Source organism: Streptomyces sp. SID5464, from assembly GCF_009862985.1.
Classification (GTDB): Bacteria; Actinomycetota; Actinomycetes; order Streptomycetales; family Streptomycetaceae; genus Streptomyces; species Streptomyces chartreusis_D.
The window spans coordinates 225,102-239,488 of sequence record NZ_WWIQ01000022.1 but is presented as its reverse complement, the minus strand read 5'-3'; the positions used below and the strand labels follow the sequence as shown (position 1 = coordinate 239,488).

Below are 14,387 nucleotides of genomic sequence, written 5' to 3'. Positions count from 1 at the left end.
TGGGGCAAGTCCCACAGTGTCGCCATGAACACCGGATCAGCTCAGGAACGGCTCCTGTCCGAACAGCGTGCCTACTACAGTGCCCTTGCCCCGGACTACCTTGACCAGCTGCTCGATCTTCCCGGCGGCGCTGAGTCGGCTGAGGCGCTCGACGCGTTCCGTCCGGCGGGCAGTGTGCTGGAACTGGCCTGTGGTCCCGGCACCTGGACCCCTCAGCTGCTCCGCCACGCCGGTGACGTCACTGCCGTCGATGCGTCCCCGGACATGCTCGCGATCGCCGCGAGCCGCGTCCCTGATGGTGCCCAGGTGAGATTCGTCGAGGCTGACCTGTTCGCCTGGGAACCCGACCGCCGTTATGACGTCGTGTTCATGGGGTGCTGGCTCTCGCACGTGCCGGCCAGGCGATTCGAGTCCTTCTGGTCTCTGGTGACCACTGCCCTCGCGCCGCAGGGCCGGGTGTTCTTCGTCGATGACCACTACCGCACGCCGGAGGAGCTCGTCGAGGGCCCGGCATCGTCCACCATCCAGCGGCGCATCCCTGATGGCACGGCGTACCGAATCGTCAAAGTTCCGTATGAGCCGGCACAACTGGAAAGGCGGCTTCGCGAGCTCGGCTGGGACATCACGGTCACGCCGACAGCCGGCCCGTTCTTCTGGGGTGCCGGCAACCGGGCTGGGGAGTCTTGATCACGATCGGACCCAGATCATGGGGAGGGCGTGCGTCGAGCCCGCCGTGCGGGCGTTGCGGACCGGTGCGGGCGAGTGCGAGGTCTACCCCAGGTTCCATGCCGCCGCCGGGCAGGGCTCACAGGTCGTTGTCCCGGCGGCGCTGGAGCAGTTCCCTCCATCGGCCGGGCCGTTTCCTGTCGTAGAAACTGTCCGGGTCACCACCCCGTCAACAGCAAATGATTGAGCAGCAACGCCAGCACCACCTGCCCGGTGAGCCACGCCCGTGGGTGGGGAAGCAGCGCGCAGGACGGGAGGAGCCACAGCGCGAAGGGGAGCCAGATGCGTTCCGTTTCCGCCTTGCTCATGCCGGACAGGTCGGCGACCAGCAGGGCGAGGAGCGCGGCGGAGACGAGGAGTGCGAGGCGGGGCTCGGCACGGGGGTGGGGCGTGCCGGCGCGGCGGCGGAACAGCACCGCTCCCGTCCGGCGCAGGCCCGCCGCCGTCGCCAGGCCCGTGATGAGCACCGTGCAGGCCAGGTTGGCCCACACCCAGTAGCCGTAGGGACGGATGCCGCCCGCGCCCTGGTGGTAGCGCGTCACCAGCAGGCGGTACGCCTCCCACCAGTCGAACCCGGCGAGCGTGAACGCCGCCGGGACCACGGCCGCTCCGGCGAGCAGCGGCACCAGCAGAGCGGGGCGCTCCCGGATGCCGTGCCGGCCGAGCACCAGTACCGCCGCCGCGATCAGCGCGACGAGTGTGAGGCCGTAGGAGAGGTAGCAGGTCAGGCCGAAGAGGAGGCCGGATGCCCCGGCCCACCACAGCGACCGTCTCGTGACCGCCAGGGCCAGCAGCGCCACCGCCCACGCCGCCACCGCCGCGAAGTACGCGTCGGCCGAGGTGCCCATCCACACGGCCGCCGGGGCGAGGACGAGGAAGGGGGCCGCCCTGCGCGCGAGGGACTCGTCGGCCAGAACGCGGATCGTGACCAGCACGGCGAGGCAGGCCGTCGCCCCGACGGTGATGCACCACATTCCCGCCCAGCCGCCGCCCCGCAGCCCGATCCGGTCGAGCAGGACGAAGGTGAGCGTGGCCGCGGGCGGGTGGCCGGCGATGTGGGCGGGCCAGTTGTCGGGTGAGTCGAGGAGGATGTGGTGGGTGAAGTCTCGTAGCGCTGCCGGGATGTTCTCGAAGCGGTCGATGACCTGGAGGTACTCGTAGCGGGTGGTGAGCCGGCGTGCGATGCCCCGGTCCCAGCCGTCGATCAGGGCCAGGGAGCAGATCCACGCCGTGGCCGTGCCCCAGGTCAGGGCGAGCAGAGCCCGCCAGGGGAGTCGGGCCGCGAGCGTGGGGCCGTACGCCACGGTGGCGATCGCCAGGACCACGGCCGCCGGGGTGCCGGGGCCCAGGTGGGGGCCCCAGGACGCCAGCAGCGGGGGCCAGTCGACGAACAGGGTGCGGCTGGTGCCCTGGATGTGGCGGCCGATCAGGACGGCGGCCGTCACCAGCAGGGCAGCGGCCCCGGCGGCGTACAGGTCACGGCGGAGGGAGCGGGTCACGTCGGAACGCTAGGCCGACAGAGCGGGCGCGGACCGCCGTCCGGGCCGGACGTCAGCGTTTCGTCATGGGTTGCGCACCCTTTCATGGGGTGGTCCCGGCCTACCGTCGGGACATGCGCGACCCCGACGCTCCACGGCATCCCTCGCGAGACGCCCCCCGGCTTCCCTCCTCGCCCGGCTTCTGGCGCAGCCCCCTGCGCGGTCCCTGGTTCACCTCCGTGCTGGGCGTCGTCCTGCTCGCCGGCATCACCGTGCTGTTCGTGACTGGCCTGGTCTCGTACGCCGCCTACAACCCGGACCTGTCGCCGGTGAACGACAAGACCCCGGACAAGGGGATCCTCGGCTTCTACCTCTTCGCCTGGCCGACACACCCGCACTGGCTGTACCGGCTCAACCAGGGCGTCCACGTCACCCTCGGCATCACGCTGATCCCCGTCCTGCTCGCCAAGCTCTGGTCGGTGATCCCGAGGCTGTTCGCGCTGCCGCCGGCCCGCTCGCTCACGCACGCCCTGGAGCGGATCTCGCTGCTGCTCCTGGTGGGCGGTGCGCTGTTCGAGTTCGTGACCGGTGTGCTCAACGTCCAGCTCGACTACGTCTTCCCCGGCTCCTTCTACCCGCTGCACTTCTACGGAGCCTGGGTGTTCTTCGCCGCCTTCGTCGCCCACGCGCTGCTGAAGACGCCCACGGCACTGCGCAATCTGCGGCACCTGCGGGAGGAGCGGAACGACCTCGTGTCGCCGCGCCCCGCCGAGCCGACCGTCTCCCGGCGCGGTGCCCTGTGGTTCGTCGGGGGCGGCTCGCTGCTGCTGTTCGCGACGACGGTCGGCCAGAACTTCGACGGTCCGCTGCGGCGCACCGCCCTCCTCGCACCGCACGGCGGCGGCGATCCCGGCAGCGGACCGAACGGCTTCCAGATCAACAAGACCGCCGCGTCCAGGGGGATCAGCAGGGCCGAGACGAGCGACGAGGCATGGCGGCTCGTCGTCACCGGGCGCACGGGCACCGTCCGCCTCAGCCGCGCCCTGCTCGCCGGACTCCCCTTGCACAGCTCGGCGTTGCCCATCGCCTGTGTGGAGGGCTGGTCGACGTCGGACCAGTGGTGGCGCGGGGTGCGGCTGCGCGATCTCGCGGCGCTCGTCGGCTACGACGGCGACAACCCGCCGGACGTGTTCGTCGAGTCCCTCCAGCGGCACGGCGCCTTCCGCAGCGCCGCCCTGCGCGCCAACCAGGTGGCCGACCCGCGTTCCCTCCTCGCCCTGTACGTCAACGGCGAGGAGCTGTCCCCCGACCACGGCTACCCGGCGCGGATCATCGTGCCCGCGGCACCCGGTGTGCTCAACACCAAGTGGGTGGCCCGGATGACGTTCGGAGACCTGTGATGCGCCGGCCGCGCTTCCCCGTCGGAAGCCCCTTCCAACTTCTCCTGCTCACCTGCTCGTTCGCGCTGGCCGCCTACGCGGGCGTACGGCTGCTCGCCGGTGACTGGCTCGGCGTGGCGCTGTGGTTCGTCGGCGCGGCGCTGCTGCACGACCTCGTGCTGCTGCCGTTGTACGCGGCCCTGGACCGGGCGGTCGTACGGGGGCTCGGCACGCGCCGCGAGTGGGTGCGTTACGTGCGCGTACCGGCGGCTCTCTCCGGGCTGCTGCTCCTCGTATGGTTCCCGCTGGTCAGCGGCATGGTGGAGCGGCGCTACCGGTCCGCCACCGGGCTGCCCGCGGACGTGTTCGCCGCCCGCTGGCTGCTGATCACCGCCGTCCTCTTCGGCGGCTCGGCGCTGCTGCTGGCGGTGCGGCTGCTGCGGCTGCGCAGGGCGGCGAAGCGGCGGCCGTCGGCCGTCCACTGACCGGCCCGTGTCCAACCCCGGGCGTACCGGAGCAGGGCGGGCGTGCCGAGCCGCGCCCAGGGGAAGGGATCGCCGGTGCCGCGCGCGTCCGTGCGGCCGACGACCCGCACGTGGGCGCGTTCGTCGATGTCCACCGGCGCGGTCTCGGCGATCAACAGACCGCCGGGGCGCAGGAGTCCGGCCACCCGGTCCAGCAGGGCGCGCGGGTCGCCGCCGATGCCGATGTTGCCGTCCATGAGCAGGACGGTGTCCCAGCGGCCCTCGCCGGGCAGCGGCTCGAACACCGAGCGCCGCAGCGCCTGGCCCCCCATCCGTACGGTGTGGTCGACGGCGGCGGCGCTGACGTCGATGCCGAGTACGGCCCGGCCCCGCGCGGCGAGTTCCGCCACGAGCCGCCCGGGCCCGCATCCCACGTCCAGCACGGTCCCCTCGCACCGGTCCAGCACGCCCCGGTCCACCGCATCGGCCCGCGCACACCAGCGCTCCACCTCCAGCGGCAGCAGCCAGCCGTCGGCCCGCCGCAGGAACAGCGGCCCCTGACCGGCGCGCAGGGCAGCGGCGTAGGGGTCGGCGGCTGCCCAGGCGACGGCGGTGACGGGCGGGGCGCTCATCGGGGCCCGGCCGGGCGGGAGTCCGGCGCCGCACACGGAGAAAGCCGCCCCGCACCCCCGTCCGTGCGGGAGGCCGGCGCCGCACAACCGGCCAGCCGCGCCGCGAACCGGCCGCCCGGGGCCAGCGCGGCGACCGCGTGGGCGTCGGCCGCCGTGTCGACGTCGCGCAGGCGGGGCAGGTCGCGGACCCGCAGGCCCGCCGCGACGAGCCGGTCCCGCTGGACCGCCCCCGTCGCGGAGGTCGACATGGGCACGCCCCGCAGCAGCGCCGGGTCGGGGCGGGCCAGGCCGAGGGCCCAGAAGCCGCCGTCCTCGGCCGGGCCGAACCAGGCGTCGCAGCCGGTGAAGTCCACGGCGAGCAGCTCCGGCGTCACCTGCGGCGTGTCCATGCCGATGAGCAGGGCCGGACCGGCACAGCGCGCGAACGCGTCCGCCAGCCGCTCGTCGAGACCGCCCGCGCACTGCGGTACGACGTCGAAGCCGGGCGGCAGCCAGGGGCCGGGCTCCCCGTCGAGGACGAGGACCCTGCGCCCGGCCGGGGCCGCCGCCACCGCGTCCAGGGTGTCGGCGAGGGACGCCTCGGCGAGGGACGCGGCCTGACGGGGCGTGAAGGGCGGGGTGAGCCGGGTCTTGACCCGGCCGGGGCGCGGCTCCTTGGCGATGACGAGCAGCGCGGTCACCGTACGCCCCTCCCCACGGCCGGAGCCTCGCCGGGCGCCTCGCCCAGCACCCGGCTCATGTCCCGTACCGCCTGCCAGGTGCCCCGCCATGTGCCCGTCACCTTCGAGGCACCGGTGCGCGGCAGATACGGCACGTCGTACTCGGCGATCCGCCAGCCGGCGTCGGCCGCGCGCACCACCATCTGGAGCGGATAGCCGCTGCGCCGGTCGGTGAGACCGAGGGCGAGCAGCGGCTCGCGGCGGGCGGCGCGCAGGGGACCGAGGTCGTGCAGCCGCAGCCCGGTGCGGCGGCGCAGCATCCGCGCGAGCGCGAGGTTCCCGGCACGGGCGTGCGCGGGCCACGCGCCCCGCCCCCGCGGTCGCCGCCGCCCGAGAACCAGGTCGGCGCCGCCGCCTCGCACCTCGCGCACGAAGGGGACGAGGAGCGAAGGGTCGAGGGAGGCGTCGCAGTCGCAGAAGCACACCACGTCGGCGGTGGCGGCCATCAGCCCGGCGTGGCAGGCCGCGCCGAAGCCCCGGCGCGGCTCGTGCACGACCGTCGCGCCCAGCGCGCGGGCGACCTGGGCCGAGCCGTCGGTGGAACCGTTGTCGACGACGAGTGCGCGCCAGCCCGGCGGGATCCGTTCGAGCACCCAGGGCAGGGCCTCGGCCTCGTTCAGGCAGGGCAGCACCACGTCGACGTCCGAAGGAGTCGTCGTCACGGTCTCACCCTACGAACGCGAAACGGGCATACCGGACTCCCGCTCCTTACGAAACGCGGACGTCGACGGCCGAGGGGCGTCCGGACGGGCCATCGCCGGCGGCCCGGTGCGACGCTGGAACCATGCAGCAGCCGCAACAGCACGAGGAGACCCCGGAGGGGACCCCGCGGGTCCTGGTCGTCGACGACGACCCGACCGTCGCCGAGGTCGTCGCCGGGTACCTGGACCGCGCCGGTTACGTCGTCGACCGCGCCGGCGACGGCCCGGCCGCCCTCACCCGCGCCGCCGCGCACTGGCCGGACCTGGTCGTCCTCGACCTGATGCTGCCCGGGATGGACGGCCTGGAGGTGTGCCGACGGCTGCGCGGACACGGGCCGGTCCCGGTCGTCATGCTCACCGCCCGCGGTGACGAGGACGACCGCATCCTGGGCCTGGAGGTCGGCGCCGACGACTACGTCACCAAGCCCTTCAGCCCCCGCGAACTGGTGCTGCGCGTGGAGTCGGTGCTGCGCCGCAGCCGGCCCGCCGCCCCCGGGCACCGGCTGGGAGCAGCCGGTCTGACCGTCGACCCGGCAGCCCGCCGGGCCACCAAGAACGGCACCGAACTCGCCCTCACCCTCCGCGAGTTCGACCTGCTCTCCTTCTTCCTGCGGCACCCGGGGCGGGCCTTCGGCCGCGAGGACCTGATGCGCGAGGTGTGGGGGTGGGACTTCGGCGACCTGTCGACCGTCACGGTCCACGTCCGCCGCCTGCGCGGCAAGGTCGAGGACGACCCGGCCCGGCCCCGCCTGATCCAGACCGTGTGGGGCGTGGGCTACCGCTTCGACCCCACGGGAGCGGAGGCCGGATCGTGAACGACACGCTCCTCATCGCCCTGTACGCCTTCGCCGGTGCCGCGGCCACCGGCCTGGCCGGGGCCGGGGTGCTGCGCCTGATCCGGCGCCGGTCGCTCACCGCCTCGCTCGCCGTGGTCGCGGCGGTCGGCGTCGTCGCGATGCTCGCGGGCACGCTCGCCGTCGCCTGGGCGATGTTCCTCTCCCCGCACGACCTGACCGTCGTCACGACCGTCGTCGCCATGGCGGCCGTCGTCTCCCTGGCCACCGCGCTGCTGCTGGGCCGCTGGGTCGTCGCCCGCAGCCGCGCACTCGCCGTGGCCGCACGCTCCTTCGGCGACGGCGGGAACTTCGCCGCCCCCGTCGGCCCGACGACCGCCGAACTGGACCACCTGAGCCGCGAACTGGCCGCCACCAGCGCCAGACTCGCCGAATCCCGGGAGCGGGAACGCGCGTTGGAGACCTCCCGGCGGGAACTCGTCGCCTGGATCTCGCACGACCTGCGCACCCCGCTGGCCGGTCTGCGGGCCATGTCGGAGGCCCTGGAGGACGGCGTCGCCGCCGACCCCGGCCGCTATCTGAAGCAGATCCGCACCGAGGTCGAACGCCTCAACGACATGGTGGGCGACCTCTTCGAACTCTCCCGCATCCACGCCGGCGCGCTCGCCCTGGCACCCAGCCGGATCTCCCTGTACGACCTGGTGGGCGACGCGCTGGCGGGAGCCGACCCGCTCGCCCGGGAGCACGGGGTGCGGCTGGTGGGCGGCCGTATCGAGCCGGTGCCGGTGGAGGTGGACGGCAAGGAGATGAGCCGGGTGCTGGGCAACCTGCTGGTCAACGCCATCCGCCGGACCCCGGCCGACGGCACGGTCGCCGTCAGCGCGGAACGCTCCACCGAGGGCGTGGTGCTGTCCGTGACGGACGGCTGCGGCGGCATCCCCGACGAGGACCTGCCGCGCGTCTTCGACACCGGCTGGCGCGGCACACACGCCCGGACGCCCCCGGCCGGAGCGGGCCTCGGCCTCGCCATCGTCCGGGGGATCGTGGAGGCGCACCAAGGCCGGGCCAGCGTACGGAACATCCCCGGCGGCTGTCGTTTCGAGGTGGTGCTGCCCGCGGCCGCTTCGTAACGCGGGCAGCACCACCGGTCCATCGGGGGGCCTACGCCTCCCGCATCCCGGCCCGCGCGAACTCCGCCATGCCCTCCTCGAACCCGACCGCCGGCTTCCAGCCCGACTCGGCTCGCAGTCGCGACGAGTCCGCTGTGATGTGCCGTACGTCCCCGAGCCGGTACTCGCCGGTGACGACGGGCTCGGGCCCGCCGTACGCGGCGGCCAGCGCCCGGGCCATCTCCCCGACGGTGTGCGGGTCGCCGCTGCCGGTGTTGTACGCCGTCAGCACACCCGGGGCGGCCTCCGCCTCCAGGACCACGGCATTGGCCGCCGCCACGTCCCGGACGTGCACGAAGTCCCTGCGCTGCCGCCCGTCCTCGAACACGCGCGGTGCCTCGCCCCGGGCGAGCGCCGAGCGGAAGAAGGAGGCGACACCGGCGTACGGGGTGTCGCGGGGCATGCCGGGCCCGTACACGTTGTGGTAGCGCAGCGACACCGCCGAGCCGCCCGTGCAGCGGGCCCAGGCGGCGGCCAGGTGTTCCTGGGTCAGCTTGGTCGTCGCGTACACGTTCCTCGGGTCGGCCGGGGCGTCCTCGCCGACCAGCCCGGGGACGAGGTCCGCCCCGCACACCGGGCACGGCGGCTCGAACCGGCCGGCGCCGAGGTCGGTGACGGCACGCGGCCCGGGCCGTACGACCCCGTGCCGGGGGCACTCGTACCGCCCCTCCCCGTAGACCACCATCGACCCGGCCAGCACGAGACGCCGTACATCCGCCTCCGCCATGGCGGTGAGGAGTACGGCGGTCCCGAGGTCGTTGTGGGAGACGTACTCCGCCGCGTCGGCGACCCCGTCGCCGAGCCCGACCCTCGCGGCCTGGTGACACACCGCGTCCACCCCGGCCAGGGCACGGCCGACGGCGGCCGGAACCCGTACGTCGGCACCGGCGTCCTCCCGCACGTCGAACACGACCGCCTCGTGCCCGCGCTCCCGCAGGGCCGCGACCACATGGGACCCGATGAACCCGGCACCGCCGGTGACCAGTACACGCATACGGCCACGCTAGGCCCGCGACCCCGGCGCACCACGGGACCGCGCCCGTACGTCACGACTCCGTAAGGTCGGTCACGGCGACACGGTCTGCGAAGCCGTCGCCCACGCGAACCCGTCCGGGTCGGTGAAGGGCCCGGTGTCGCCGTTGACCGTGAGCCGGTGCGATCCGGTGCCGTCGGGAGCGACGCCGACGAGCTTGGCCAGGCCCCGGCGCTTGTACAGCGCCGGCTTGACCGAGCCCGGCCCGGTGGCGAACTCGACGTACCTGCTGCCGAAGCTCTTCGCGACGGGGAGGCCGTGCTCGACGTAGAACCGCTTGCTCCGGGCCATGTCCGCGACCCCCAGCAGGAGCACGATCTCGTCGATCCGCCGGGTGGCCGGGCCGGTGTCCTTCTTCGACGACGACGCGACCTGCCAGATCGTCCCGTCCGGTGCCTGCACGACACCCCCGTAACCCCACAGCGACCTGGCGGCGGGCTTCAGCGTCGTGGCACCGGCCTCCACGGCGGCGTCGACGAGGGCGTTGACATCGGCCGGCTGGGACACCACGAGCGACAGGGTGAACCCGCGGAAGCCGGCCGCAGGAGCCTTTGAGGCCCGCACGCGCACCTGTCCGTCCAGTCCGAACGCGCTGCTGTAGAAGCGGCGGGCGGCGGCGGGGTCGTCCACTTCGAGGGTGACGGATTCGATGGAAGTCATGACACCGACGCTAGGCACGGCTCGGGACCCGCGCTTCTCGATTCCTGACCGGAACGAGGACGCCCCCGGCTCACTTACCGGCTTCGGGGCCGTACCACTGGAGTGCCTGGCCGGTGACGGCGGCGATGCACTCGAAGTCCCGGTCACGGTGCAGGAGTGTCAGTCCTTGCAGCTCGGCTGTGGCGGCCACCACGAGGTCGACGGCTCCGGCGCTGCGGTGCTGTCCGCGCTCGGTGAGGATCTCCTGGACCTGCCAGGCGCGGTCGTATGCGCGGTCGTCCACCGGCACCCAGCCGAAGAGCAGGCGCATGTCCTCGATGCCCTGTGTGCGGTCGGCGGCGGAGCGAGCGCTGTAGAAGAACTCCAGCTCGGTAACGGGGCAGGTGGCGATGAGCCCGGCTGCCGCCGCCTGGTCCCACCCGTACTGCTCGGCGTCGCCGCGCAGCAGCCGGGCGAGCGCGCTGGTGTCGATCAGGAACTGCGCGGCGTTCACCGGCGGTAGTTCCCCTTGTCCTCGAAGATGTCCAGATCGAAGGCGCCTTCCTCCGCCGCCGCCCGCAGCCGGGTGAGGGCCAGCGCCCGGCGCCGGTTCTCGAGCACTTCGCGCAGGGCGGTATTGACCGTCTCCTTCTTGGTGCTGGTACCGAGCGCCTTGGCCACGTCCGCCACCAGCTGGTCATCGAGGTCGATCACGGTCCGACTCATCGGATGCACCTCCATGGATATCATCGATGCATCCAAGGATATCTCTCCTCGCGTATCGATGGACTGGCCGGGCCCGAGCTGGTCCAGCCGGGCAGGATGCCCGGTCGCACGCCTGCCGTCGTCAGCGCACGGGCCGCCGACCCGCGCGCCGGGACAGCCGTACCGCGAAGAAGATGACGTCGACGGCGAGGAGCACGATGCCGATGGCGAGGAGATAGCCGAGGCCGTCCGCTGCCACGCCGATGATTCCCAGGGCGACGGCCACGAGGACGACCAGAAGGAAGAGCGCCATCACCGCGGACCACCTCTCCTGTGCCACGCGCCTGCGGTCAACGGCGGGCGAGCCGGCGTTCGCCCCCTGCTCCCGCCTGGTACGTCATGCCGTAGTGCTGGAAGATCTCCTCCTCCCGCTCGGCCGGCAGGACGTCGTCCGTGCCGATCGAGGGGGCTTTGCGCACCTGTCCCCTGGCGTAGGGCACCTGGACGTAGCCCGGCCCGAGAACGGCGTCGTCGAGGGGGACGAAGACCAGGCGCCGGCGGCTGGGCAGCCCGGTCCGGACGGTGGCCATGGCCGGTTGGTCGGTGGCGGTGTCCACGTAGACCGCTTCGAGCATGCCGATCTTGTGCTGCTTGGGGTCGACCACGTCGTGGTCACGCCATTCGCGGATGTCAGCTGAACGGATCATGCCGCGCCCCCTGTCTGGTTCGCGCAATTCGTCAGGTGATCAGCGGGGATCGGCGACGGACCCTTCGGGCGCGTCGTGACCGGCACGGCGGCGGTACTCGGCGTTGATGCGCTGAGCTTCCTCGAGCTGGTCCTCGAGGATGACGATGCGGCAGGCGGCCTCGATCGGGGTGCCCCGGTCGACGAGCTCGCGGGCGCGCGCGGCGATGCGCAGCTGGTAGCGGGAGTACCGGCGGTGTCCGCCCTCCGAGCGCAGCGGAGTGATCAGACGAGCCTCACCGATGGCGCGGAGGAAGGCCGGGGTGGTGCCGAGCATCTCGGCGGCCCGCCCCATGGTGTACGCGGGGTAGTCGTCGTCGTCCAGACGATCGCTGAGCGGGGTATCTGCTGTCATGTCACCTCGTAGTACAACGCGTCGAGGGGCCCTGGTGCCGTACGGCACCAGGGCCCCGAAGGAAATTGAACACCATCTGTCGGCCCTAATGCTGCGCCGACCTTCTGTTTCCGCTACCGGCCCTGCAGGAGGGGGTGTGCGGGGATCGCGGCTGCGTGACCGGGGACCACCTTCCAATCCGGGGTCTTGCGGTACCCGGCCGAGCGCTGCTCGCGCCGGGCGATCCTGATGGCGTCTGCTCCTCCGTCCTTCTCCGATCAGTGATCCGTGTCAACGAGAAAAAGGCTAACCGGGGCAGTGTCCAATGTCTACTCTGACAAGAGTAGATTTTTGTTCGCTGGAGGCGCAGATTCCCTGTGGCGCATCCTGTGACCCACAAGGACGGCGGGACGGCACGACGACGAGGGCCCTGCCGACGCGCGTCGGCAGGGCCCTCATCGGGATCGGGTGGGGCGGGGCGTCCGCCCGTCCTCACGCGTCCAGGGACGCGGCGCCGAGCAGTGCCGACGCGGTCTGGAGCGGAGTGGCCGCGCGCACGGGCGCGGCCTCGGGCTGGGCGTGGCAGGTGAAGCCGAGGCGGGTCATGGCCCGGACGACCTCGCCGGCGGTGAAGTCGCGGGGGTCCTGCCGGGTGATGACCTGGCCCACCTGCTTGACGGGGTAGCGGCGACGGCCGATGGTCACGGACTCACCCGTGACGAGCTCGGGCGTGATGCCCTTCATCGAGGCCAGCACCCCGTTCTTCGTCAGGTCGAACGGGTACCGGGCGATGACACAGCGCATGATGCCCCTCAGGGAGAAGGAGAACGGGCCGAACGGGCGAGGCGGATCAGCCGGAGAGGGCGAGGACGCCCGGGGTCCGGTCGTGCTCCCCGAGGACGGCGATCCGGGGGACGGGCGAGGCGAGCGGCCCGCCGAGGACGTCACGCAGCCGGGTGCGGTCCGTGTACGCGGAGCTGCCGCGGTGAACGGCGAGTTCGGCTCGGGTGACCCAGCCCGTGCACTGGTCGTCCGCGTCGCACAGGAGGAGGTGCTCGACCCGGGCGCCGGCCATGACGGACAGGGCGACCTCGACGGTCATGTCGTCCCGGACCCGGGGGCCGGACGCGTCCATGCCGTCGATCACGGTCACGGGGCAGGGATCCGTCTGCCGGCGCTGTGTCTGAACCGGTGTCAAAGCTGCCTCCTCGAAAGAGCTGCGGGGCGACTGCCGACCGACGCCACTAGGCCGCCGGGTCGTAGGCGGGCCGCTGCGCCGTGCGCCGCCCCGCCTGTCCGGTGGGGCGCCCCCGGGAGGGGCGGCGGCCCCGGGACGAGGGCGCCCCGGACGACGCGCCACGGCGGGGATGTGCCGGGGCGGGTGCGGTGATGACGACGGGGACACCGGACGGCGTCTGGGCGCCCGTGATGCGGCTCAGTTCCGCCTCACCCGAACGCACCGGCGTGACCTGGGGGGTGATGGCGGCCGAGGCCATCAGCCGGTTCATGCCGCGGCGCTGGCCGGGTGTCACGAGGGTGACGACGCTGCCGGACTCGCCTGCGCGGGCGGTACGGCCGCCGCGGTGCAGGTAGTCCTTGTGGTCGGTGGGCGGATCCACGTTGACGACGAGGTCGAGGTTGTCGACGTGGATGCCGCGGGCCGCGACGTTGGTCGCCACCAGCACCGTCACATGGCCGGTCTTGAACTGCGCGAGCGTCCGCGTGCGCTGCGGCTGGGACTTGCCGCCGTGCAGAGCCGCGGCGCGGACGCCGTTGTTCAGCAGGTGCTCGGTCAGCCGGTCCACGGCGCGCTTGGTGTCCAGGAACATGATCACCCGGCCGTCCCGCGCCGCGATCTCGGTCGTCGTGCGGTGCTTGTCCGCTTCGTGAACGTGGAGCACATGGTGCTCCATCGTGGTGACCGCACCTGCCGACGGGTCGACGGAGTGGACCACCGGGTCCGTCAGGTAGCGGCGGACGAGCAGGTCGACGTTGCGGTCCAGGGTGGCCGAGAAGAGCATCCGCTGCCCCTCGGGTCGCACCTGGTCGAGCAGTGCGGTGACCTGGGGCATGAAGCCCATGTCGGCCATCTGGTCGGCCTCGTCCAGGACGGTGATGGCGACGTCGTCCAGCCGGCAGTCGCCACGGTCGATGAGGTCCTTGAGCCGCCCCGGCGTCGCGACGACGACCTCGGCGCCGGCCCGCAGCGCCCCCGCCTGCCTGCCGATCGACATGCCGCCGACCACGGTGGCCAGCTTCAGCCGCACGGAGCGGGCGTACGGGGTGAGCGCGTCGGTCACCTGCTGGGCGAGCTCGCGGGTGGGGACGAGGACCAGGGCGAGCGGCTGCCGGGGGGCCGCGCGCCGGCCGGCGGTACGGGCCAGCAGCGCGAGGCCGAAGGCGAGGGTCTTGCCCGATCCCGTTCGCCCGCGGCCGAGGACGTCACGTCCGGCGAGGGAGTTCGGCAGGGTCGCGCCCTGGATGGGGAACGGTACGGTCACGCCCTCGTGGCCGAGCGCGGCCAGCAGCGGCGCCGGCAGGGCGAGGTCGGCGAACGCCTCGACGGCGGGCAGCGCCGGCGTGGTCGTCACCGGCAGCGCGAACTCCCCCTGGGGAGCGGCCGGTCGGCGGTCGTAGCCCCTGGAGCGCCGCGGAGCGCCGGAGCCCTTGGGGGCAGCACCCCGGGAGCGGTCGTAGGTGCGGGGCGTGCGGGTGGTGCGTGCGCGGTTCAAGCGGAACCTTCCTCGATGGAGCTCGTAGGCACGTAGCAAGGAATTTCCGCAGCAAAAACAAACGGCGCAGAGAATCGCGAGAACGAGCCTGAGATGTTGAGCGCGGCGTTCTTGTCGCGCGCCCTGAAAAGCAGCGA

Annotated in this window: 18 protein-coding genes; 4 read left to right on the top strand and 14 right to left on the bottom strand. The window is 73.0% G+C overall.

Translation table 11 applies throughout. The features are described from left to right. The first annotated feature begins 24 nt into the window (after positions 1-24). Complete coding sequence (locus GTY47_RS16650; RefSeq protein WP_010032299.1) at positions 25-687, top strand: class I SAM-dependent methyltransferase; 663 nt, start codon at positions 25-27, stop codon at positions 685-687. Positions 688-884: 197 nt separating this feature from the next. Here GTY47_RS16650 and GTY47_RS16645 read toward each other — a convergent pair whose 3' ends face one another. Then, complete coding sequence (locus GTY47_RS16645; protein ID WP_010032297.1) at positions 885-2,225, bottom strand: hypothetical protein; 1,341 nt, start codon at positions 2,223-2,225, stop codon at positions 885-887. A gap of 113 nt (positions 2,226-2,338) precedes the next feature. Here GTY47_RS16645 and GTY47_RS16640 point away from each other — a divergent pair, with 113 nt between their 5' ends. Then, positions 2,339-3,604: a molybdopterin-dependent oxidoreductase gene (locus GTY47_RS16640; protein WP_010032293.1), complete on the top strand. Its 1,266-nt coding sequence runs from the start codon at positions 2,339-2,341 to the stop codon at positions 3,602-3,604. Between the two features lie 310 nt (positions 3,605-3,914). On the opposite strand, the gene GTY47_RS41865 is transcribed toward GTY47_RS16640, so the two are convergent. Genes GTY47_RS41865 through GTY47_RS16620 form a run of 3 tightly spaced genes read right to left on the bottom strand, consistent with a single transcriptional unit; the run spans position 3,915 to position 6,060 of the window. Then, positions 3,915-4,679: a methyltransferase domain-containing protein gene (locus tag GTY47_RS41865; protein ID WP_029180640.1), complete on the bottom strand. Its 765-nt coding sequence runs from the start codon at positions 4,677-4,679 to the stop codon at positions 3,915-3,917. Then, on the bottom strand, positions 4,676-5,359 hold the full coding sequence (locus GTY47_RS16625) for a DUF2064 domain-containing protein (RefSeq protein WP_010032290.1): 684 nt from the start codon (positions 5,357-5,359) through the stop codon (positions 4,676-4,678). Before GTY47_RS16625 ends, GTY47_RS41865 begins: the two co-directional genes overlap by 4 nt. Next, positions 5,356-6,060, bottom strand: a complete 705-nt coding sequence (locus GTY47_RS16620; protein WP_010032289.1) for a glycosyltransferase family 2 protein — start codon at positions 6,058-6,060, stop codon at positions 5,356-5,358. The genes GTY47_RS16625 and GTY47_RS16620 overlap by 4 nt, the downstream gene beginning before the upstream one ends. Positions 6,061-6,182: 122 nt before the next feature. On the opposite strand from GTY47_RS16620, the gene GTY47_RS16615 reads away from it, so the two are divergent. Next, a complete protein-coding gene (locus GTY47_RS16615; RefSeq protein ID WP_010032287.1) occupies positions 6,183-6,914 on the top strand; it encodes a response regulator transcription factor in 732 nt (243 codons plus the stop codon). Next, a complete protein-coding gene (locus GTY47_RS16610) occupies positions 6,911-8,023 on the top strand; it encodes a HAMP domain-containing sensor histidine kinase (protein ID WP_010032285.1) in 1,113 nt (370 codons plus the stop codon). Before GTY47_RS16615 ends, GTY47_RS16610 begins: the two co-directional genes overlap by 4 nt. 31 nt (positions 8,024-8,054) lie before the next feature. On the opposite strand, the gene GTY47_RS16605 is transcribed toward GTY47_RS16610, so the two are convergent. The 10 genes from GTY47_RS16605 to GTY47_RS16565 form a co-directional block, all read right to left on the bottom strand. Further along, positions 8,055-9,056 carry an NAD-dependent epimerase/dehydratase family protein gene (locus GTY47_RS16605; RefSeq protein ID WP_010032284.1) on the bottom strand — a complete coding sequence of 334 codons (1,002 nt, stop codon included), beginning with the start codon at positions 9,054-9,056 and terminating at the stop codon, positions 8,055-8,057. A gap of 72 nt (positions 9,057-9,128) precedes the next feature. Then, positions 9,129-9,755: a glyoxalase gene (locus tag GTY47_RS16600; protein WP_010032281.1), complete on the bottom strand. Its 627-nt coding sequence runs from the start codon at positions 9,753-9,755 to the stop codon at positions 9,129-9,131. A 70-nt stretch (positions 9,756-9,825) separates the two neighbouring features. After that, complete coding sequence (locus GTY47_RS16595; protein WP_010032278.1) at positions 9,826-10,248, bottom strand: PIN domain nuclease; 423 nt, start codon at positions 10,246-10,248, stop codon at positions 9,826-9,828. Further along, positions 10,245-10,460, bottom strand: coding sequence for a type II toxin-antitoxin system VapB family antitoxin (locus tag GTY47_RS16590; protein ID WP_010032276.1), 216 nt, complete (start codon positions 10,458-10,460; stop codon positions 10,245-10,247). Before GTY47_RS16590 ends, GTY47_RS16595 begins: the two co-directional genes overlap by 4 nt. 121 nt (positions 10,461-10,581) lie before the next feature. After that, positions 10,582-10,752, bottom strand: a complete 171-nt coding sequence (locus GTY47_RS40265) for a hypothetical protein (RefSeq protein WP_010032273.1) — start codon at positions 10,750-10,752, stop codon at positions 10,582-10,584. Positions 10,753-10,789: 37 nt separating this feature from the next. Then, positions 10,790-11,146, bottom strand: coding sequence for a PRC-barrel domain-containing protein (locus GTY47_RS16585; protein ID WP_010032272.1), 357 nt, complete (start codon positions 11,144-11,146; stop codon positions 10,790-10,792). A gap of 39 nt (positions 11,147-11,185) precedes the next feature. Next, a complete protein-coding gene (locus GTY47_RS16580) occupies positions 11,186-11,539 on the bottom strand; it encodes a MerR family transcriptional regulator (RefSeq protein ID WP_010032270.1) in 354 nt (117 codons plus the stop codon). Positions 11,540-12,010: 471 nt separating this feature from the next. After that, the gene (locus tag GTY47_RS16575; RefSeq protein ID WP_010032269.1) at positions 12,011-12,322 is read right to left on the bottom strand and encodes an SCO5918 family protein; all 312 of its coding nucleotides are present in this window, start codon (positions 12,320-12,322) and stop codon (positions 12,011-12,013) included. A gap of 46 nt (positions 12,323-12,368) precedes the next feature. Next, positions 12,369-12,653: a CBS domain-containing protein gene (locus GTY47_RS16570; RefSeq protein ID WP_050810143.1), complete on the bottom strand. Its 285-nt coding sequence runs from the start codon at positions 12,651-12,653 to the stop codon at positions 12,369-12,371. A 109-nt stretch (positions 12,654-12,762) separates the two neighbouring features. Beyond that, positions 12,763-14,250, bottom strand: a complete 1,488-nt coding sequence (locus tag GTY47_RS16565; protein WP_010032267.1) for a DEAD/DEAH box helicase — start codon at positions 14,248-14,250, stop codon at positions 12,763-12,765. Between the last annotated feature and the right edge of the window lie 137 nt (positions 14,251-14,387).